The following is a 21,877-nucleotide window of genomic DNA, read 5'->3' as shown; positions in this document are numbered from 1 at the left end:
CCATTAGTGATAATAAAATGCGGGGAACCACTATGTTAGACAAATATTGGCATGAACTTTACCAGAAAAGCCAATCGGTAAAACTTCCAGAGGCAGCCGTCGCACCAGTGAAAATAAATCAGGTGCTCACCGAGGATGCCAGTGTAGATTCCAGTCAATCTAACTGGTTGCCCTCCCCCGCAAAAGGCGTAAAACGCTTGATGTTGGAGCGTGATGGCGGCGAGCAAACCACCCGGGCAACGAGTATTGTTGCCTATGCGCGCAACAGCCATTTCGCGGCCCATAATCATCCACTGGGAGAAGAATTTCTGGTGCTCAGTGGCATTTTTTCAGACGAGCACGGGGATTATCCGGTTGGCACCTATGTGCGCAACCCACCGGGATCGTCACACGCCCCAAAAAGCGTCGACGGCTGTATGATTTGGGTGAAGCTGCAACAGTTTCAGCCTGGTGACAGGAAAAACGTTGTCCAGTTACTGTCTGACAATATCAAAGACCACAAGCCATTGCACATCGGCTTAACGGGTCAAATCCTGTTTAACGACTACGAACAGGTGAGCTATGTCAGAGTCTCAGACAAGACGACGGTTACGCCCCCTGAAACAATTAAAGGTATCGAACTCCTTTTATTAGACGGCGAAGCAAATATCAATGAACGAAAATATAAAACCGGCGACTGGCTGCGTATTGCAGCGGGTAAAGCAGCAGAACTCACTATTGCTAAAGGTAGCCGTTTATTGCTAAAAACAGGACACTTGTAGTGATAGATAACCTGATCATTGGTGGCGGTCTTGCTGGCTTGTTTTGCGCTTTTCGCCTGCAACAACAAGGCGAAAACTTTTTGTTGCTTGAAGCTAGTGCCCAATCCGGTGGAAGAATACAGCCAGCTTCTGAAAATTGTGCAATAGATGCAGGCCCCACCTGGTTTTGGCCTCATCAGCTTAAAATGCAAGCTCTGACGCAAGAGCTTCAGGTTGATGTGTTCGAGCAATACATTGACGGCGACACCCTGTTCCAGCCTGCCGAGCCCCATGCCCCTATTCAAAAGATGCATTATCAGCAAGGCACGAGTTTTCGGATTAAAGGCGGTATAACGCTGTTGATAAATGCCCTACAAGCTCAGTTACTAAGAAAAAACCTGCGCTTTAGTAGCCAGGTAAAAGCGCTGGAAAAAATCGATAATGGCTGGCAGGTATTATTAAACAACAATGAAAAGGTGAGATCTCGCAGGCTATTTTTGGCCCTGCCACCACGTATGATAGTTAAACACCTGACGCCAAAAAGCTGGTTATCTGAAAATGCCATTACCCACATGCAACAACAGCAAACCTGGATGTCGGCACAGGCAAAATACATTGCCATCTTTGAGACCTCATTCTGGCGAGAATATGGTCTTTCCGGATTTGCCATTAGTCATAGAGGACCATTAGTAGAGATACATGATGCCGTCATGCCGGGCCAAACCTCTGCCCTTTTTGGTTTTGTGGGACTTGACGCCCAGCAACGCAAGGATATACCTTCAGAAGATTTAAAAGCAGCTTGTAGGCAGCAACTGCTCAGTATTTATGGAAAACAGGCCGTCCCAACATCCGACCATTTGATGGACTGGAGCAACAATCCATATATTTGCAGCATGGCTGATATCGGTGAATCCCCCCTGCATAACCATGTCAATCTGCAGCAACTTTATCAAAACGAAGCGCTACCGAACCTGTACTTTGTCGGCTCGGAGTTTAGTCAATCCGAGCCAGGTTATCTGGAGGGCGCCTTGGACGCCGTAGACAGCGCCCTGCAATTAATCGACATAAGCTAGTCGATATCACTGTCTTGTGAGGCCATCCAGTCTTTCAGTTTCTGCAGGTCGTGCTCGTAAGCCTGCTGTAGTTCGTCTACCCAGTCGTAAACGTTTTGCCACCACGCAGGATGGTCTCCCTGTTGAATCTTATTCGCTACCTTTTGCACCGCAGCCAGTCCCACCGAACCCGCCGCCCCTTTTATTTTATGAGCATGGCCACACACTTCTGATTTTTCTTTAGCACTTAAACTCAATTGCAACAATTCCAGGTAATTCGGCATCATCTGCTCAAATACCGTCAAGCTGTTTTGCATCATATCGATGCCAATGGTATCCAACAGCATTTCCAGCAGTTCCATGTCTAAAGCCGCATGAAGTTGTTTGTCAGGCGCTACTACTGGTTCTGATAATGCCGCTTTTTGTGCTTGAGGCTCGTTCTCGGCAAATAGCTTATTAAATACTTCGATCACCCGGCTTTTCTTAATAGGCTTGGCGATAACATCGTCCATACCATTATCCAGGTACTCCTGGCGAGTTTTGATGACATTGGCGGTCAGTGCCACTACGCGGGTGTTTTTAATCAGTCCTTCTTCACACAAAATCGAGGCCACTTCAAAGCCGTTCATATCCGGCAACTGAATATCCAACAAAATAAGGTCATAGTGGTGATTGCGTACCTGCTCCAGAGCGTCTTCTCCGGTCATGGCTACCGATACTTTTTGACCGAGCTTTTCCAGCAAGGCTTTAGCCACCATCACATTGAGCTGAATATCTTCCACCAGCAAGATATCCAGTGAACCCGACATCAGTTGCTGGGTGCGAATACCTTGAGAACTCACCTCCATAGGGATTTCAACGGTAAAACTGGTGCCTTCCCCCAAGACGCTGTTCACCGAAATATGGCCCTTCATCATGGATACCATTTGCTGGCATATCGCCAGGCCAATACCAGTTCCGGTGGCACTTTTGTGATTAGGATGGTCCACCTGATAATACATGGCAAAGATTTTTTCTAGTTCCTCTTCCGGTATTCCCACCCCGGTATCGGTAATTTTAAAGGTCACCAGTGAGACACCATCTTCTGGCATCGTCGCTTCAATGGTAAGACTGACATGCCCCTGTTGAGTGAACTTGACAGCATTAAACAGTAAGTTCCATAAGATCTGACGTAAGCGAGTGCCGTCGGCTTCCAGAAAAGGGGGAATTGGTTCTATAAGATGGGTTTTGTACACCAGGCCTTTGTCAGCGGCCAGTAACTCAATGATACTACCCAGCTCCTGAGAGAATTCCTTCAGGTTAACGGTCTTGAGCTGCAGTTCGAGGCGATCCCGCTCGATTTTATCCAAATCGATAATGTCATTGAAGATATTACCCAGGGTAATGGCACTGGCATAAATAGTGCTGACCCAATTGAATTGCTCTTTGTTTAACTGGGTATCCCGCAACATACGGCTTAAGCCCACTATGCCGTTTAACGGCGTACGCAGCTCGTGGCTGATGGTGGCAATAAATGCGGTTTTGTCTTTACTGGCTTTTTTCACCGCATCGGCGGCTTGTTTGCGTTCGGTAATGTCACGCCCAAAAGCCAATAGCCCCAAACGATTCCCCTTCGGATCAAAAAACGGTACTTTGCGCATTTCGTAGTAACGGCGACGACCATCTGCAAAGCGCAGCCACAATTCTTCAGTGATGCTGGCGTTACTTTCCAATACTTCGTTATCGCTCATCACCACCTGACGTGCTAATTCTTCATCGTAAACCTGGTGAGGTGTCAGGCCCATGAGCTCTTCTTCAGTTTTACCTGTCATTTGCTCGGCAACGCGGTTACAACCCGCAAACTTACCTTCTTCATTGCGGTAATAGATTAGATCCGGAGAAGCATCAATAATAGAGCGCAGCAAAATAGAATAGCGCAGCGCCTGCTCTTCTTTTTCCGTGCGGTTGTGCATTTGGTTCTCCAGCTCGGCAAAGACTTTTTCTCTGTCCAATTGAACTTGCTGGCGCGCTTCGATTTCGTTGTTGAGACGATTAATATTATCCTGCAGCTCCTGATGCAGCAGCACATCGGCTTCTCGCATCCGCTCCATTTCAGCGACTGCAACCTGCATCTGTTGTCGCGATTTCTCTAACTGTTTCACTAAAGCGCTGAAAACCAAAAACACCATAGGTGCCAAAGTGCAGGTTAGTACAATAGCGGTGATTAAATCTTCCAGTTCAATGTGCGCACCTATCGCGTAACGGATAATCAAAGAGCCAATACAGGTGACCAGTAAACTAATAACAAAAAGTACCAACGCACTCTTGGTGGCACCACAATGGGATATCCAGCGGGCAGCTTTTTCTGCCCAGCTATCAATTTTTTCTGGCTTGGTTTGATCAGGTTGACTGGATTGGTGTTGCTGTTTTAGTGCCATTAAACGAATCACTCAATTTTTTGGGCATCCTAGCAAGGATTCCAGGCCGCCGCCACGATGCAAAAAAGCACCACTATTGTTTATTCAAATAATAAACATAAATATTCTAAACTATTCTGAATAAGAATTACTGGCAAGATAAGATATCCGTTACTTTTTAAACTAATAAACCAAAACATTTATCCTAGTTTGGATGGCTCTTTTGCAACATTTTATCGAATCAGAACTATTTAAACTGAAAAAACAGGATTTTTATCCCACTCTCCACCATGTAATATTATTACAGGAATTGATTTATTTTTGTAATCCAGTTATTTTGACCAGCCCGCTTGAAAATAATTTGCATAAAGATTCGAGCCAGACTGGATTACCCCTAAAACGACAAATATAAGAACACGGAAGTCGAACAATAGAAAGAAACCCAACACAGCGTTGGGTTAGAGAACAGTTACCCTGCCCAGTCTTAGGTTGAAGGAGTTGAGTTAATGAAACTATATAATCCCAATGATAGTAGGGACAATTGCGGCTTTGGCTTAATAGCCCATGTTAACGGTGAACCAAGCCACCGTCTTGTGCATACCGCAATCCATGGCCTGGACCGCATGCAACACCGTGGCGGTATCGCCGCAGATGGTAAAACTGGTGACGGTTGTGGACTTTTATTACAAAAACCTGACGCATTCTTTCAGAAAGTCGCCAGCGAACATGGCTGGACCTTAGCAAAGAACTATGCGGTAGGCATGATATTCCTGAGCCAGGACAATGAAAAAGCCCAAGCCGCGATGGAAATACTCGATGAAGAGTTAGAAAACGAAACACTGGCCGTTTTAGGTTGGCGCGAAGTACCAACTGACCCATCAGTTCTGGGTGATTTGGCCTCCTCTTGTGTACCTCAGATCAAACAGGTATTCGTTAATGCCCCACAAGGTTGGCGTGCTGTTGATTTGGAGCGTCGGTTATTCATGGCCCGTCGCCGCGCCGAAAAACGATTAGCCGAAGACCAGGATTTTTACATCGCTTCCCTGTCAAACCTGGTATCGATTTACAAAGGTTTGGTGATGCCGAAAGATCTGCCGCGTTTTTATCTGGACCTCGCTGATAAAGACCTGGCATCTGCGATTTGTGTCTTCCACCAACGCTTCTCAACCAATACGTTGCCTAAGTGGCCTCTGGCACAGCCATTCCGCTTCCTGGCGCACAACGGTGAAATCAATACCATCCGAGGTAATCGCGACTGGGCACAAGCCAGAACCTACAAGTTCCGCACGCCACTTATTCCAGATTTAAAAGAAGCCGCGCCTTTCGTAAATATGGAAGGCTCAGATTCCTCGTCACTGGATAACATGCTTGAACTGTTTTTAGCTGGCGGTATGGATCTATTCCGCGCCATGCGTTTGTTGGTGCCACCAGCGTATCAAAATGACAAAACCATGGATGAAAACCTAAGGGCATTTTACGAGTTCAACTCCATGCACATGGAGCCATGGGACGGTCCAGCGGGTATTGTGCTAACGAACGGCCGCCATGTAGCCTGTAACCTCGATAGAAATGGTCTGCGTCCGGCACGCTACGTTATTACCAAAGACGGGTTTATTACCCTTGCTTCAGAGGTCGGAATCTGGGATTACAAACCCACCGATGTGGTTGAAAAAGGCCGGGTTGGTCCCGGTGAAATGCTGGCTGTGGATACCAAAACTGGTAAAATCTGGCGCAGCAATGAAATCGACGAAGACTTGAAAGGTCGCCATCCTTACAAAGAATGGATCAGTAACCATATTCGTCGTTTAAAACCCATCGAAGAATACGAAGAAACCTTGATTGGTAAACGCACTTACTCTGATGATGAGCTCGGGGTGTACCACAAGCTATTCAATTACTCTTACGAAGAATTGCAGCAAGTCATCAAGGTGTTGGCTGCAGATGGTCAGGAAGCTGTGGGCTCCATGGGTGACGATACGCCAATGGCAGTCATGTCTTCGAAGCCACGTATTTTATACGATTACTTCCGCCAGCAATTCGCTCAGGTTACCAATCCTCCAATTGACCCATTGCGTGAAAATCACGTAATGTCGCTGGCCACCTGTATAGGTCGCGAAAAAGATGTATTCAGCGAAACCTCGGGTTATGCCGACCGGGTATTATTCAAGTCGCCTGTCCTCACCTACACCGACCTGGTGCAGTTAAGAGAATACGACCCAGAGCATTACTACTCAGAAGTGGTGGATCTAAATTACAAACCGGAAGAAGGTTTGAAACGCGCCATCGAGCGGGTATGTGACGAAACCGAATACCTGGTGAAAAAGAAAAAAGCGGTGTTTGTGGTGCTGTCTGATCGCAATATCAAAAAAGACCGTCTACCTATCCCGGCGGCGATGGCCGTCGGTGCGGTGCAGCGCCGTTTGGTGGACAAATCACTGCGTTGTGATGCCAACATCGTAGTAGAGACCGCTTCAGCCCGTGATCCTCATCATTTTGCGGTGTTATTGGGTTTGGGGGCCACAGCTATTTATCCTTACCTTGCTTATGAAACCATTGAGCAAATGGTAGATAAGGGCGAGCTGGATATGAGCCATATGCAAGCCTTTACTAACTTCCGAAAAGGTATTAATAAAGGCTTATTTAAAATCATGTCCAAAATGGGCATCTCTACTGTGGCCAGTTATCGCAGCTCTAAACTGTTCGAGCTGGTCGGTGTTGCAGACGAGGTAATGGAGGTCTGTTTCCGCGGTGTGCCTTCGCGCATCCAGGGTGCAGGTTTCAGTGATTTTGAACAAGACCTGGTAAACTTAAACCGCATCGCCTGGCTTAAGCGCAAACAGCTCAACCACGGTGGTTTACTTAAATACGTGCACGGCGGTGAATATCACGCCTACAACCCCGATGTGGTCACCAGTTTGCAAAAAGCGGTTAAGTCCGGTGATTATGCCGACTACAGGGTATTTGCCGATCTGGTAAACCAACGTTCCCCAGCGCATTTCCGCGACCTGTTAACTTTGAAAACAGGCAAAGAGCCGATAGCAGTGGAACAGGTGGAACCAGCCGAAAGCTTATACCCGCGCTTCGATAGCGCCGCCATGTCGATTGGTGCGTTAAGCCCGGAAGCCCACGAGGCCTTGGCCATTGCCATGAATACCTTGGGGGGACAATCCAACTCAGGTGAAGGCGGTGAAGATCCAAAACGCTTTGGCAACTCCCGCAACTCTAAGATTAAGCAGGTGGCATCAGGCCGCTTTGGAGTAACCCCTCATTACCTGGTGAACGCCGATGTTATCCAGATCAAAGTCGCTCAAGGTGCCAAGCCCGGAGAAGGCGGACAGCTACCTGGTGACAAGGTCAATAAATACATCGCGCAACTGCGTTTTTCAGTACCAGGCGTAACTCTGATATCACCGCCACCCCATCACGATATTTACTCTATTGAGGATCTGGCCCAGCTGATTTTCGACCTGAAGCAGGTCAACCCCAAAGCACTTATCTCGGTTAAACTGGTATCAGAGCCGGGTGTAGGGACTATCGCTACAGGTGTTGCCAAAGCCTATGCCGATTTGATTACGGTATCGGGTTACGACGGCGGCACAGGTGCCAGCCCTCTCACCTCGGTTAAATACGCAGGTTGTCCTTGGGAGCTAGGCCTGGCAGAAACTCAGCAAGCGCTGGTAGAAAACGGCCTGCGCCACAAAGTACGGGTGCAAACCGATGGCGGCTTAAAAACAGGTCTGGATGTAGTTAAAGCGGCGATCCTGGGCGCCGAAAGTTTCGGTTTTGGAACTGGCCCTATGGTGGCACTAGGATGTAAGTACTTACGTATCTGTCACCTTAACAACTGTGCGACAGGTGTAGCAACCCAAGACGAAAAACTACGTAGCGAATACTTTATCGGCTTACCTGAGATGGTGATGAATTACTTTAAATTTATCGCTCAGGAAGTACGCGAGATTCTAGCCAGCCTTGGTGTACAACGCCTGGATGACTTGATTGGTCGCACTGAGTATCTGGAAGTGTTGGATGGCATCAATGCCAAGCAGCACAAGCTGGATCTTAAACCGATGCTGGCGAAAGCCGAAGCAGGCTCTCACACCCGTTTGTTCTGTTCAGAGGTTACCAACAAACCACTGGATAACGGCGACATGAACCTGGCTATATTGGCCCGCGCCGAGTCTGCCGTGCAGAACAAATCCGGTATTAGCCTGAACTTTAATATTCGCAATACCGACCGTTCTGTGGGTGCGTCTTTGTCGGGCTTTATTGCCCGTCACTATGGCAACCAAGGCATGGCGGATTATCCCATCAACATCAATTTTAAAGGCACCGCAGGACAAAGCTTCGGCGTATGGAACGCGGGCGGCCTGGAAATGCGTCTGGAAGGTGATGCTAACGACTATGTAGGTAAAGGTATGACAGGCGGCAAGCTGGTGATCCATCCTCCTGCAGGCGTTGAGTACGACACCCACAACAGTGCCATTATCGGTAATACCTGTTTATACGGGGCTACGGGCGGCAAACTCTTTGCAGCAGGCCGTGCCGGTGAGCGTTTAGCAGTGCGTAACTCAGGTGCCATTGCGGTAGTAGAAGGTGCCGGAGATAACGCCTGTGAATACATGACCGGCGGTATCGTTGCCATATTGGGTAAAATTGGCGTTAACTTTGGTGCCGGTATGACCGGTGGTTTCGCCTATATTCTTGATGAGCAGGGCGATCTGGAAAACCGGGTTAACCAGGAGCTGGTAGAGATTCTGGATATCAGTGACAAGATCATTTTATCCGAACATCTGCGCGGCTTAGTGGATCAGCATTACGAAGAAACAGGTAGCGAACACGCTCTGAAAATTCTGACAAATTTCGCTGATTACCTGGGCAAGATCAGACTCATTAAACCTAAAACCAGTGATGTGAAAAACCTGCTTGGCCATATCAGTCGCTCATCCAATGAGCTACGAGTGCAGGCGCAGTAACGGAGTAAATTATGGCTAAGAATGTTTATCAATTTGTTGATGTTGAACGAATCGATCCACCCAAGAAGCCGGTGCACGTACGCCGCGCAGATTTTGGTGAAATTTATCATCCGCTATCGGCTTCGCAAACCGAAGGTCAGGCAGATCGCTGTCTGGACTGCGGTAACCCTTACTGCGAATGGAAGTGCCCGGTTCACAACTTTATTCCTCAATGGCTAAAGCTGGCGAATGAAGGGCGTATCCTCGAAGCCGCGGAGCTGTCCCATAAAACTAACAGCCTGCCAGAAGTGTGTGGTCGAGTATGCCCGCAAGACCGTCTCTGTGAAGGCGCTTGTACCCTTAACGACGATTTTGGTGCAGTAACCATCGGTAGTATCGAGAAATACATCACCGATACGGCCTTTAAAATGGGCTGGCGTCCGGATATGTCGGATGTTGTGCCCACCGGCAAGAAGGTTGCCATTGTGGGTGCTGGTCCTGCAGGTCTGGCATGCGCGGACATTCTGGTGCGCAATGGTGTTAAGCCCGTGGTATTTGATAAATACCCGGAGATTGGTGGGCTGCTGACTTTTGGTATTCCGTCTTTCAAACTGGAAAAAGAAGTGGTGCAACTGCGCCGCGAAATCTTTACCGAAATGGGTGTGGAGTTTGTACTCAACACCGAAGTAGGTAAAGACATTCAGTTCCAGGATTTGATCAACGAGTACGATTCGGTATTCCTTGGCATGGGTACCTACAAATACATGAAAGGTGGTTTCGATAACGAAGCGGCGCCGGGAGTTTACGACGCCCTACCGTTTTTGATCGCCAATACCAACCGCATTATGAACCTTGAAAAAGATCCTGCCGATTACATCAGCATGGAAGGCAAGAAGGTGGTGGTATTAGGCGGTGGTGATACCGCGATGGACTGCGTGCGCACATCTGTTCGTCAGGGTGCTGAGAGCGTGATCTGTGCTTATCGTCGCGACGAGGAAAACATGCCGGGTTCCCGACGGGAAGTCACCAATGCTCGTGAAGAAGGTGTGGATTTTCGCTTTAACTTACAGCCGCTGGATATTGCCGTGGATGAATCAGGCAAAGCCATTGGGGTTAAGCTGGTGAAAACTCAACTGGGTGCACCAGATACCGCCGGGCGTCGTCGTCCTGAGCCTGTGGAAGGTTCAGAGCATGTACTGGAAGCTGATGCAGTTATCGTGGCCTTTGGTTTCCAACCCAGTCCGGCTAACTGGTTCGCTGATTACGGTATTATCTTGGATGAAAAAGGCCGGGTTCGCGCCCCAGCCCAAGGCAAATACGCCTATCAAACCAGCAACCCGAAAATCTTTGCCGGTGGCGATATGGTCAGAGGTTCTGATTTGGTGGTAACCGCCATTGACGAAGGCCGCAAAGCCGCCGATGGCATTCTGGACTATCTCAACGTGTGATTCGGTTCAACACCATTAAAAAAGGTCAGCAGTGCTGACCTTTTTTGTTTTCGGAATAACCTGCGGCTAATGGGTTCAGCCACATTCATAGTAACCTGCTAGCCATTTATAACTGGTTTACTATTGTGCCGTCATTTCCATTAATGTTACAGGTGTGGCCAAAAGCGGAACATCCGCTTCGTTCTTCCCAAAATTCACGCGCTGAATTTCATTATCTGAAGAACCCAGGATATAAAACATATAATTGGAAGGTCTTCTTACCGCGACGTCAGCTTTGCCATCACCATCATAATCAGCCGGCACCGGGATATCTTGCTCCTGTAGACCGAAACTAACACGTTGAACTTCCCCATCGGAGCTATTCAGGATATACCACATCTGAGTAGAGGGCCGCCTCACTGCCACATCAGCTTTACCGTCACCGTCATAATCAGCCGGAACTGGAATATCCTCAGCCTGCAAACCAAAGTTGATACGCTGAATCTCCCCGTCTGAACTATTTAATATGTACCACATTTGCGTCGAGGGACGTCTTACTGCAACATCAGCTTTACCGTCACCGTCATAATCAGCGGGTACCGGAATATCGGCCTCCTGTAACCCGAAATTAATACGCTGAATATTGCTATCAGAACTGTTAAGGATATACCACATGTGTGTGTCGGGCCGGCGAACTGCCACATCGGTTTTGCCATCTCCATCGTAATCCGCAGGCACCGGGATATCCTGCTCCTGTAAACCAAAACGGATACGCTGGATTTGGTGGTCCGAACTATTCAGAATGTACCAGGTACTGTTTCCCGGTCGTCTCACAGCAACATCACTTAAGCCATCACCATCAAAATCCCCCAACACCGGAATATCGGTGTTACTCTTCCCAAAGTTATGCCGTTGAATTTCACCGTCTTGCGAATTCAAAATATATTGCATGAATATTGAAGGGCGTCGCACCGCGACGTCTGCTTTGCCATCACCATCAAAATCACCTCTGGTATACTGTATACCAGAATTGCTAAGCAAAGCCTCATGGAGATTGGGCACCACTAAACTCGCCTTGCCGTCAGTGGCCTCCCAGAAGTTATTCAGTCGTAAATAATCATCGTGTTCTGTTCGGGTAAAGTTATTCACTTGCAGGTGATAATTATGCCATTCTGACTGACTCAGCGGCGTTTTTGATAGCACCACAAACATGGTATTAAAGCTCGTTGCAGCTTCCCCTACATCAGGTACTCTGGCGCCGTTTTCCTGAATCACGGTATCCATGGAAATTTGATTAAAACTATCAATCACAAACAGCGGATTAATATCTAATTCAATTGGTGCAGTAGCTGGTTCTCGTAGTTCCCCAACTTCGGTGTCAGGTAACAGGCCCATCAAGTACAGTTCAAGATTACTATAACCAATAAAATTGTTACCCGGACCAATTCCCCGGAATCCAGCCGAACCTTCAGCTCCATCATTGAGGAGATAGGTTGCACTATTGTCATCTCCCATATTGAGATCTTCTTCATGCCAACCGCCAAGTTGACCACCATTACTCAATAACCCCCAATGATAAGGCATCAAATCAGGTGCCATACAGGCTACCCATCCCAGTTGACGCATCGCATCCAGACTGCCCTCTAAATAGTTCCCCCAGCGATGTCCAAGCTCATGTAAAGATGGCCCGTGAATAATATCGTCAGCGGCACCTAACACCACGATACTTTCCAACATATCGGCACTACCATAAGCCTCGGCGAAATCGAAGATACCTTGACCAATTCCCTCAATATCATTTTGAATCGGTGTGTGATAACCATAAGGCGCTGGATAAGGGGCATGTTCAGGCTCGTCGAATACAAAAAACATGAAGGTAAATTGATCCTCGAGATGGGTATACACGGACTGAGTAAGGCGTTTTAATGCAGCTTTTTGCGCCTCATCACCGCGACCATTCCAGACATCATCATAATCCTGCCAATCCGCCACCACCAGATTGGCTATTGTGCCAGCCTCGTTAATTGCTAGTACATCTCCGTTGTCGATGGCAAATTCAGTAATAGTTTGCTCTTCAAATGGCTGATATTCCTGATCTGCCGACGTACCAGTATTAAAGTCTAATCGATACACTTGTTTATTCGCGCTATCCCATGGGTTTTCTGCGTATTCGAAGTAATAAAGAGCATCACCTTCACTTGCTAAGGCGAATACCGAAGTGAGGTTCTCAGCATTAGGTAACGCTAATCCCTCGAACCATGTCTGCTCTCGCGTATCGAAAATATAGCTTTGCCACAACGAGTTAGACACCATCGACCAGTCAGTTAACCCATACACCAATAGCAGATGACCGACTGAAACCAGTTTTTTGCTCACCAAAGGCGCTGGTATGGTGAGAGTACTCCAATTTGCGGAATCGATTTCAAAAACATGCAACGTATCATTTGCCGTAACCCAATCAACTTCGCCGCTCAGATAGACAGTATCTTCAACAATGGTACTCGCCCGAAAGGGCTCATCAGTTGGCGCATCCCCTAATATAGACCAGGTATCTGAGGCAATATCATAAACCTGAACCTCTTTTCGCCACGTTGCGCTTTCTTCAACATCAGTATAAAACGAACCATCATCATTTAAGCGTACAATCGCTCTGTTAAAGCTATCGAACCCCCAACCGCCAAATGCATAAATCTTCCCGTTGTACTGCTCAGCCATGGCATTTTCACGGGCTAACGGAGCCGCATTGTGCTGTCGCCATTCTCCATTGCCAGTATCATAAGACATGACGTAATTGAGGTTGTGATTAACAAAATTGCCTGCTCCCCCCACCGACAACAAGCGACCTTTGTACTCCGTCGTAGCGTTACCACGCAAAAAATTAGGCCCCATCGTTGTTAACTCGGTTATTTCACCCGAGTTAAGATCCATTGCTAAAACCTGATTTGTCGCCTGACTACCATCGCTATATCCATTGCCCGCTATCCAGTATGCGGTATCCCCGATGATTTGCGGTAAATGAGGCTGATTTGGCTTCTCTCCAGCATAACGTTTTACGCCTTCTTGAGTACTAAGTAGCGTCCAACTCGCATCCAAAACAAAAGGCTCAAGCTCAGCTCCTTGTGCATGAAAAATGCCGAATGTAAGTGCAATTAATGCTATAAACGGGCGGGCAAAAACATTGGAAAAACATAATCGAGCATTAAATAAGCGCAAAATAAGTCCCTTTATTGTCTTAAAAAACAACATCTTAATGTGTTCCACAAGCAGCGTAAATGGTTGAGAAGGATAAATTTAGGAGAATTTTCATCCACAACCGTTCTAAATCCTCCCGCCCATGGGTTATGAGGCAACGAAAAATCATGAGCACTTGTATCTCACGCAAAACCTCATTTGAGTACAACATGCAGATATTTTATCCATCAGCTTATTAACGACGAAGGCCGCAAAGCCGCCGATGGCATTGTGGACTACCTCAACGTGTGATTCGGTAAAGCACCATTCAAAGAGGTCAGCAGTGCTGACCTTTTTTGTATACAGAGGAAACTATTTCGCTAGCAAACAATCAGTTTTCAGGCGTTTTGTGAGAAGGCTTGATTCGCCCGGGAGCAAACACTGCTATCAGCACCAGCAAAATGATGACAAGAAGCGTCACGAGCGCTGTCACAGGCTTATTAAATCCGTATCGCAATGCAGGGTGATAAGCTATCTGCAACAGCAACAGCCCTGTCATTAACAAAACTAACGGCACATTCAACCAGGCCATTGCGGGTGCAAAATCGGCAATGTTATGGGCCTTACGACCCACTAAAAAAGAAATCGCCACGATGATAACCATAAGATAATCACCTACCGGTTCGAACAGTGGGCGAACAAAAATCACAGTATTAAACAGCGCCAGCAGAATACTGATGTGTAACAAAGTTCTTTGAACTCTATTTGTCATGTTTTTAATCCAAATGCATCCATGTATTGATATGATTTGCCAACTCGCGGGGCTTTTCCAGTGGTAACATGTGGCCGTATCCCGAGGTAGCAATGACGGATAGCTTGGTATTTACATTGGCAAGCCCTTTGAGCCATTCCGAATTCACCAGCCTGTCGTTTTCGCTGTAATAAATGATTGTATTAAAAGGGAATTGTTTAAAGGCGGAAGCAAGATCGACTCTGTCCGATGTATAACGATACTGACTAATAAACTCAGCTTCCCCCAAATCGCTATCCATTTCCAAAATCAAATCAATCAGACCTTCTGTTTTATTAGCTTCATCCAACATATTCGCGGCTTTTTTCCGACTCATGCCCTTGTAGCCATGAGATTCGACGTATTTCAGTGTATCGCGACGCAGATTCAACTCCTCTGTCGACAGACTGCAAGGACTATTCGAGGTAACAAATAATTTTGCAATGCGCTCGGGGTATAACATTGCGAACCAGGTGGCAATATAGCCCCCCAGTGAAAACCCTATCAGGTTTACCCTGTCATCGCTAAGGATTTGGTGATAGTAAGCTGCAAGTTCATCGAAATTTTTACCTCGCGGTATAGCCAAATAACCCAACTCTATCGAGCTGTGTAAATATGGAACCACTCGGTCCCATAGCTTTTGATTGCACATGGTCCCTGGAATTAAATACAACTTTTTACCCACTGCACCTCCTTGAAAAATAAATGCTCGGCATTAATACTCTTGCTACCTCATAAGCCCGGTTTTGGGATTTGGTAGATATCCCGACTCAAGCCATCAGTAAACACAGCTCGTTTGACTTTTTTACCTCCGAGCTTTTCAACCAAAGCACGGGCAGCCCGGTTATCATCATTCATGTAAGTTTCAACCGTATCCCAACCAAACTCATTGTAAGCGTGCAATAGTGCCGCATTTGAGGCTTCAGTTGCGACACCTTGGCCTCGTCCTTGGGGTGCCACCCACCAGGTTAACTCCTTTGGCCATTCTTTACCCTGCCAAAATCCACAGGTACCAATATAGTTATTATCTGACTTGCGTTGAATCACCCAAACACCGAACCCCAGCATGTACCAGGAGCCAATATCGGCCTTCAATCTGGCCCAGACTTGTTCCGTTGTAATGGGCCCACCATAGGCTTTTGATGCTTCAGCATCGGTATAGAACCCTTCATATACACAAAAAGCTTCTAGTGTTGGCGGCACTAAACTTAGTTTTTCGGTTTCAATTGTTGGGATAATCATTTTTCGCGGGCGTAAATTTTTCTTAAGCTAAAAATGGTTTGTTCTGCTAAGCGGTGACTTTAAAAACTGGCAGCCTGGATGATTAGTTCTTTGAGATAGGCATAATCAATTTGATCCTGACTTTTGAAATTAACATGCCGTCGGTACTTTCCTGTTCCTTTGAGTATCTTGCGCTCATCTTTTAACAAAGGCCCATGACTCAATGACAACTGCACGTGGGCAGAATACACAAATACACCGCAAAATTGCCCTTCTTTCTCCTCGGGCTTTAAGGTAAATAGCGTACCGCCATATTTACTCACGCTGGTACTGTCAGGCACGCAGGTTTGCACGAATGCTTCAAGTTCATTGGCAATAGAAACTAAATCTATTGGGTGATTTTCCATGGTGGCAGCTCCCTTTTAAAAATGCGGTTAAAACACAAAACAAAAACCACCCCATTACACATGCTATAAAATCAGACATTATTGTATGCTGAATCTCATCAGGCTCGATTTTAGTTTCAGTTGTCAATGTTAACTTGCTGGAATGGCTTTCTCTGAACTAGAGTAAAGGACACCAAACCGGAATCAGAGAATACATCATCTTTTCATCTAACGTACGCTTAATTACCAGCAAAACATTGCTGGTATTGTTCGCATTCCTCCATGCAATTCACAGCAATGCGGAACCCGAAGTTTTGTTTGTTACGGAGAATTTACCACCTCTACAATACATGGAAAATAATAAACTTACCGGCGAATACTTCGATTTAGTACACAACTTAAAAATTGCATCTGGACTAGCGCAAGCCCCGGTAGAAGTCTACCCATGGGCCAGGGCTTATAAGATGGCTCAGGAACGCAAAAATACCTTTATTTTTTCCATCGTGCGCACGCCAGAACGAGAAGACAAATTCATTTGGATAAAAAAACTAGGAACCAATGCATTTGGTTTTTATGGGCGTAAGCCGATCAGTCAATATCAGATAAAAAGCATTGAAGATGCTAAGAATTGGTTAACTGTGGTGTTGCGCCAGGATCTGGTTTACGAAACACTAACCACCTTGGGCTTTGAAGAGCGACGACATCTCATAGTCAGCAGCAACCTCAACTCTGTGTTTAAGTTACTTTTTTCAGGAAAAGCAGATTTTGTGGTAACCAATAAGCATTTATTCAAAAGTAAAGCAGAGCTACTTAATCAAGACCCACTCAACTGGGATGTAGTATGGACGGTACCTGAATTGGCGCAAGGGTATTATTTAGCCGCTCAACTGGATACAGACCCAGCTATTATTGCGAAGCTTGTGGACGCCAAGAAAACCATTTCGTTGCAGCACTCACCCGACTGACAACCTTTGCTGGAATAACAATGGAATGGCGACAACGACTTAAACTGTTTACCTGGCAACCCTGGTTGTTACTGGCGGTATTGAGCTATTTACTGGCTGAAATCTATTTTTTAACCTTGTTAGTCAACAGTCTTTACTACGTCGAGCACTATAGCGACTTTAATCAGCTGGAGGTCACCGGACGGCTGATATCGGGTATCGGCCTGGGTTTGTCGGTACTGATTGGTCTGTCACTTAACAAAAAACTCAATACTACCAATACGCTCAACCGCGTTTCCTTGAAACTGGCGATCTTCGGTCTGGTGACCATGCTGGGCTATATCGGCATGAAAGAGTTATACCTGTTTATGGAACGCAATGCTTCAAAACAGATAATTCATTGCAGCATACTGGGCAACGCGGCAAATCGGGTGTTCAGCAAAGGAACGTTACCAGAATATAATACCTTTGTTGCATCAGGCGGATTGGTGGCCTATAGCCAAAAACAACTGGTGCGCTTGTACCTGCCAATGCACGTCTGCCTGAACGATAATTATCGCAATACCCTGGAAACATCAGCGACGATTGAAGTTGAGTTGGCTCAAATGGTGTCGGAAACGGGCTTACCGCAAAAAATAGCGCGCCCGGCAGAAGTTATCTATCTCGGATTTCGCGATAACCTGGATGAATTCTCTTCGGTGATGGATAAATTGCAACGTGTCAAAAATACCGAACTTGAGTCGTCGTTTATAAAACAAAACATCGCTAATTTTGAGCAGTTTTTACAATCTCAAAGTCGCTTTACCCGGCATGATGCGACGCGTCTCAGCGAGGTCTACCAATGCGCTCTCGAACGCGCAACAGAAGATTCATCAATGCACGCCGAACAACGCTTTTTACTCTCCGTCAGCCGTTGCCTATATGATGTCGCCAGGAACCGCTTCAGTTCCTTACCAGAGATCCATAAAGCGAAGGATATTTTTAAACTGGAACAAGATATCGCTTTTCATTGGGCACGACAATTTATCAGGGCACCGGAAAATATCCCGGAAGAAGCATTAAACCTGATGCGCAAGAGTTTTGCGCTGGTGTTTTTACCCACCTACGCAGTGTTAGTCAGTACCTTCATTGTGTTTATTTGCCTTGCTGCCTATGTCAGAACCCGCTTTTTGATACGCGCTGAAAAACTAAAAACACGGGTTAACCCAGTGTTAAACGCACTACTTTCACCCCTCGTGGTTGTACCTTTTATCTGGACAGCCATTTTTTTATGGCTACCAAGGCCACAGGTAGAAAGCATTATATATCCTGCTAATACCCAAACTAATTGGGTGAAGGTAATACAGGTAACGCAACGCCCGCTGTTTTACTATTACGATGTCGCCCTTGAGAGTTTCAAGCAACTGGCGATACCAGTGTCATTAACAACACGAACCTCGAATACCGGGGAATTTGCCAGTGGCACATCTGGATCAGGCATAACCGAATTTACCGGGTTCTATCATCTGAATTTGTGTGACCCCAACTGTCAGTCAGTTCGGCTTCACTTGCTACCGAGTGGAAAGGTGGCAAACGTGTATTATCACGATGGGCAATGCACCACCACGCTACTGCTGGACTCCAACAGGAGCCAGTCCTGGTATCACTATTTCGAAACCTCATCAGCAGAACCTGAGTGTGGCGAAAGTCGACTATGGCGAATAAAGCCCGGCGGCGATGTCTTAAATATTGCAATACAAACCAAGGAAAGCGTGTCACAACTACAGGCCCATAACCTGTTTTTGTAGCGCTGCATTGGTAACGGGTGCGGCCAATGGACTTGCGTACGGACTCGATTGTATAAGCGCTGAAAAGTATTTGTTACACGCTGCCTTCACGTTCAACCACCAGAATTCTGGCTTCGCCCTTAGGATGAGCAACATGCTCAGTACCAACGGAGGCAAAAAAGATATCGCCTGAATTCAGGATTGCAGACTTAACTTCATTATTTTCTTTGTATAGCATTTCCACGATGCCATCCATAACAACAAAAACTTCTTCACCGGCATTTACGTGCCATTTGTAGGGTTGATCAGTCCAATGTAAACGAGTGGTAATGCCGTTCATTTTGGCGATGTCCTTCGCACCCCACGCTCTATTTGCCGTGAATTCTTTGCTTCTAATGACTTCCATTACAATTCCTTCTTTATGAGATACTTCAAATCATATTACGGCTGGGATGCAGGACAAATTCTGACAGGTCAGATTTATTCCGATGAGTTTCAAATGAACATAAGCTTTGCAGCAAATCAAAGAGACTTTAACGAATCAGTTATACTATAAATTCAACCCTGTTCCTGCCGCCCTCTTTGGCTTTATATAACGCTTTATCTGCTCTGCAGATAACACTTTCTACACTATTATCTTGCTCACAATTAATCGAAGAGACCCCAAAACTTACTGTGAAATTAAATTTCTGCTTTTCAGTGGGTTTTATAGATAACTCATTGATACGTTGCCTGATTTTGTCAGAAATGAGGCATGCTCTTTCAACGTTTGTATCCGGCAACATTATCAGGAATTCTTCCCCGCCATAACGGCATAAAACATCACTTTTTCTCAAGCTGGTGCTTAGCAATTTTGACAGTTTTATCAATACCTGATCACCGACATCATGCCCATATGTATCATTAACTTGTTTAAAATGGTCAATATCTAAAATCACAAAAGACAACTCACTTTTGTTTCTTTTTGATGTGTTGAAGGTGGTCTTTGATATTCCGGAGAAATACCTTCTGTTGTATAGGTTTGTAAGAGGATCCAATGCAACTAAGGTTTTAAGTTCTGATTTGGTCTTTTCCAGTTGTTTGTTGGTTTTAACCATTTCCACTTCAGAGGTGGTATCCAATACGACTCCTGTGATACCAACCACTTGTTTACCATCATAAATAGGTGCGTAAGTTGCTTTATAATGATGTATAGAACCATCTAATTTATTAAAACTGCCATCTCGGACAACGATATTACCCTCCAATGCCTGGTTGTAATATTCTAAATTATCCTGGAACCCCTCTTCTCCAATAATGTCTTTGATATGTTTCCCGACTGCCTGCTCAAGGGTTACATTGTGTACGTGCTCATAAAAAGGGTTGACGTAAATCGTAATAAAGTCTCTGTCAGCAGCCAAACAAAGGACAGGGGCTGATTCAACAAACGCTTTAAAGGCTGCATCTAACTTATTCATATCAATACCAGTTTCTGCTAAAGCCGCCCAATGGGGCAAGTAAACCTTAACAATAGTTAGCTACGAGGGAACACAAACCGGATATTTTGCATCCTTTTAAGAGGCTTGTTAAGTAGTGCACTTCCACCAGGCTACAATATTTTCGTATTTTTAATTGACCAGTAGTACCAAACAAGTAATTGATAATGAGTGACCAAATAGCGAGTCGAATCAGAGTCAAGTATGCCTTTCACGGTCCCACCGCTGGACGTACTTGTTATAACCCACTTTGAACAGAGTAATCCATCACTAAGCCAACATTATCAATGGGTGAAGGCAAAATATCATCCGAAGTATTGAGCACGCTATCTCGACCGTAAGAACGAATATGGTATGAACTTGTATCAATTAACTTGTAATAATAAAGCTTGCCCTGAGCATTTACCTGGGCCGCATCATGTAAAAAAACCATAGAGTTTTCGGGAAGCGATTTTTGCAATATTTCCAATGATTCGGGGTAATGACCATACTGCACTTTATAAAACTCAATTGCTTGCACGACATTCGTTAGCTGCGTTTTGGTTAGCTCTCCGCGCAGTTCATCATAAATACCACCTTCCTGAACGAGGCCAATATAACCCAGCACACTATAAAGAATCACAGTAAACGCGATACCACATGCCCCCACTACCTTCAGTTTTGTGTGCTTGATGGCAAAGCCCCAAGCAATCGCAATGATACCGAATAGCACACCGAGCAATGGGATGAATGACATTCCACCAATAACGTAACCCAAGCACCCGGCGTCTTTAGTATTTGCGTTTTTATCTTCCATAGAGTATCGATAAGTTTCTTTATTCTCAACGCTTCGCCTGAGAGGCAAAAGCGAATGTATTGAACGTAGACCAGTGAGTTCTTGTCCGAGCCCAACTTGTCGGGCTAACCATGAAACGTTTGCTCGGAGTATTTAACTGAGATGTAGCCATGCAACCACTCCCTTTCTACTTCTGTTGCACCGCTGGCTAACTCTATCCTACTGGTGCCAGAGTCAATAGTCAGCCGATTACCGCTATCGGTTTCACGAAGTTTGATTGTGCTAACTTCGTTTTCTGTGAAACACCGTTGGATACGTTTAGGAAACATTCTTTTCCACTGTTGAGCCGGTGTTTGAAATCCAAAGTGCATAGTAAAAGGAGGAATTCCACTGTCGTAAGTTAATGACGCATTTTCCAACAAAAGTTTTTCTGGAAGGGGGGTTCTCAACAAGGTATGTAAAAAATAAATGGCAAAAGCACCACCTATAGTCCAACCGCCTAGCCAAAAAACTAAGAACGCTCCCCCTTCTCCACTCATAATTTCAGCAAAGGCGGAACCAAACCCCATCGCCCAACCACCGAGCCAAAATATTAAAAAAGCAGCCATAAAATAACGCATTGAACTGCCTTTTGATGAAGGAATGATTATCTCATCAACACTATCCGACTTTTGGATTTTGATGTTTGAATTAGATGGTAAATCCATTTTTATTGATACTCTTGACGGCCCGGTTCAACGCAGATAAGAACATTGGCTAGATTTTGCAAGGTACATACGCAG

At 45.8% G+C, this 21,877-nt stretch carries 16 protein-coding genes; 6 read left to right on the top strand and 10 right to left on the bottom strand.

The features are described 5' to 3' along the window. The first annotated feature begins 32 nt into the window (after positions 1-32). Positions 33-761 carry a cupin domain-containing protein gene (locus tag AABA75_RS03615; protein WP_338291154.1) on the top strand — a complete coding sequence of 243 codons (729 nt, stop codon included), beginning with the start codon at positions 33-35 and terminating at the stop codon, positions 759-761. Beyond that, positions 761-1,813, top strand: a complete 1,053-nt coding sequence (locus tag AABA75_RS03610) for a flavin monoamine oxidase family protein (protein WP_338291153.1) — start codon at positions 761-763, stop codon at positions 1,811-1,813. Before AABA75_RS03615 ends, AABA75_RS03610 begins: the two co-directional genes overlap by 1 nt. On the opposite strand, the gene arcB is transcribed toward AABA75_RS03610, so the two are convergent. After that, positions 1,810-4,209, bottom strand: a complete 2,400-nt coding sequence (gene arcB, locus AABA75_RS03605; RefSeq protein WP_338291152.1) for an aerobic respiration two-component sensor histidine kinase ArcB — start codon at positions 4,207-4,209, stop codon at positions 1,810-1,812. The two genes, AABA75_RS03610 and arcB, sit on opposite strands and share 4 nt — an antisense overlap. 485 nt (positions 4,210-4,694) lie before the next feature. Between arcB and gltB the strand changes: the two genes are divergently transcribed. Beyond that, a complete protein-coding gene (gltB, locus tag AABA75_RS03600) occupies positions 4,695-9,161 on the top strand; it encodes a glutamate synthase large subunit (RefSeq protein WP_338291151.1) in 4,467 nt (1,488 codons plus the stop codon). Between the two features lie 11 nt (positions 9,162-9,172). After that, positions 9,173-10,588, top strand: a complete 1,416-nt coding sequence (locus tag AABA75_RS03595) for an FAD-dependent oxidoreductase (protein WP_338291150.1) — start codon at positions 9,173-9,175, stop codon at positions 10,586-10,588. A gap of 120 nt (positions 10,589-10,708) precedes the next feature. On the opposite strand, the gene AABA75_RS03590 is transcribed toward AABA75_RS03595, so the two are convergent. From AABA75_RS03590 to AABA75_RS03570, 5 genes are all read right to left on the bottom strand, one after another. Beyond that, positions 10,709-13,780, bottom strand: a complete 3,072-nt coding sequence (locus AABA75_RS03590; protein ID WP_338291149.1) for an FG-GAP-like repeat-containing protein — start codon at positions 13,778-13,780, stop codon at positions 10,709-10,711. A 349-nt stretch (positions 13,781-14,129) separates the two neighbouring features. Beyond that, entirely contained in the window at positions 14,130-14,510 is a 381-nt protein-coding gene (locus AABA75_RS03585; protein ID WP_338291148.1) for a hypothetical protein, read from the bottom strand. Between the two features lie 4 nt (positions 14,511-14,514). Next, on the bottom strand, positions 14,515-15,213 hold the full coding sequence (locus AABA75_RS03580) for an alpha/beta fold hydrolase (protein ID WP_338291147.1): 699 nt from the start codon (positions 15,211-15,213) through the stop codon (positions 14,515-14,517). 47 nt (positions 15,214-15,260) lie between these two features. Then, on the bottom strand, positions 15,261-15,770 hold the full coding sequence (locus AABA75_RS03575) for a GNAT family N-acetyltransferase (protein WP_338291146.1): 510 nt from the start codon (positions 15,768-15,770) through the stop codon (positions 15,261-15,263). A gap of 59 nt (positions 15,771-15,829) precedes the next feature. Beyond that, complete coding sequence (locus AABA75_RS03570; protein WP_338291145.1) at positions 15,830-16,156, bottom strand: DUF1801 domain-containing protein; 327 nt, start codon at positions 16,154-16,156, stop codon at positions 15,830-15,832. A gap of 329 nt (positions 16,157-16,485) precedes the next feature. Here AABA75_RS03570 and AABA75_RS03565 point away from each other — a divergent pair, with 329 nt between their 5' ends. Together AABA75_RS03565 and AABA75_RS03560 are read left to right on the top strand one after the other, a co-directional pair. Continuing rightward, on the top strand, positions 16,486-17,100 hold the full coding sequence (locus AABA75_RS03565) for a hypothetical protein (protein ID WP_425325562.1): 615 nt from the start codon (positions 16,486-16,488) through the stop codon (positions 17,098-17,100). A gap of 20 nt (positions 17,101-17,120) precedes the next feature. Further along, positions 17,121-18,866: a hypothetical protein gene (locus AABA75_RS03560; RefSeq protein WP_338291142.1), complete on the top strand. Its 1,746-nt coding sequence runs from the start codon at positions 17,121-17,123 to the stop codon at positions 18,864-18,866. Between the two features lie 73 nt (positions 18,867-18,939). Here AABA75_RS03560 and AABA75_RS03555 read toward each other — a convergent pair whose 3' ends face one another. The 4 genes from AABA75_RS03555 to AABA75_RS03540 all read right to left on the bottom strand — a co-directional run bounded on the left by AABA75_RS03555 (position 18,940) and on the right by AABA75_RS03540 (position 21,802). Further along, entirely contained in the window at positions 18,940-19,251 is a 312-nt protein-coding gene (locus tag AABA75_RS03555) for a cupin (RefSeq protein WP_338291141.1), read from the bottom strand. Between the two features lie 139 nt (positions 19,252-19,390). Further along, entirely contained in the window at positions 19,391-20,302 is a 912-nt protein-coding gene (locus AABA75_RS03550) for a sensor domain-containing diguanylate cyclase (RefSeq protein ID WP_338291140.1), read from the bottom strand. A gap of 256 nt (positions 20,303-20,558) precedes the next feature. Continuing rightward, positions 20,559-21,116 (bottom strand): type II secretion system protein GspG, encoded by a 558-nt coding sequence (locus tag AABA75_RS03545; RefSeq protein ID WP_338291139.1) that lies wholly within the window; start codon positions 21,114-21,116, stop codon positions 20,559-20,561. 104 nt (positions 21,117-21,220) lie between these two features. Next, a complete protein-coding gene (locus AABA75_RS03540) occupies positions 21,221-21,802 on the bottom strand; it encodes a hypothetical protein (protein ID WP_338291138.1) in 582 nt (193 codons plus the stop codon). Positions 21,803-21,877: the final 75 nt, after the last annotated feature.

This window comes from Planctobacterium marinum (genome assembly GCF_036322805.1).
GTDB classification, from domain to species: Bacteria; Pseudomonadota; Gammaproteobacteria; order Enterobacterales; family Alteromonadaceae; genus Planctobacterium; species Planctobacterium marinum_A.
The sequence above is the reverse complement of the archived record's forward strand: the minus strand, read 5'-3'. Positions and strand labels throughout refer to the sequence as shown.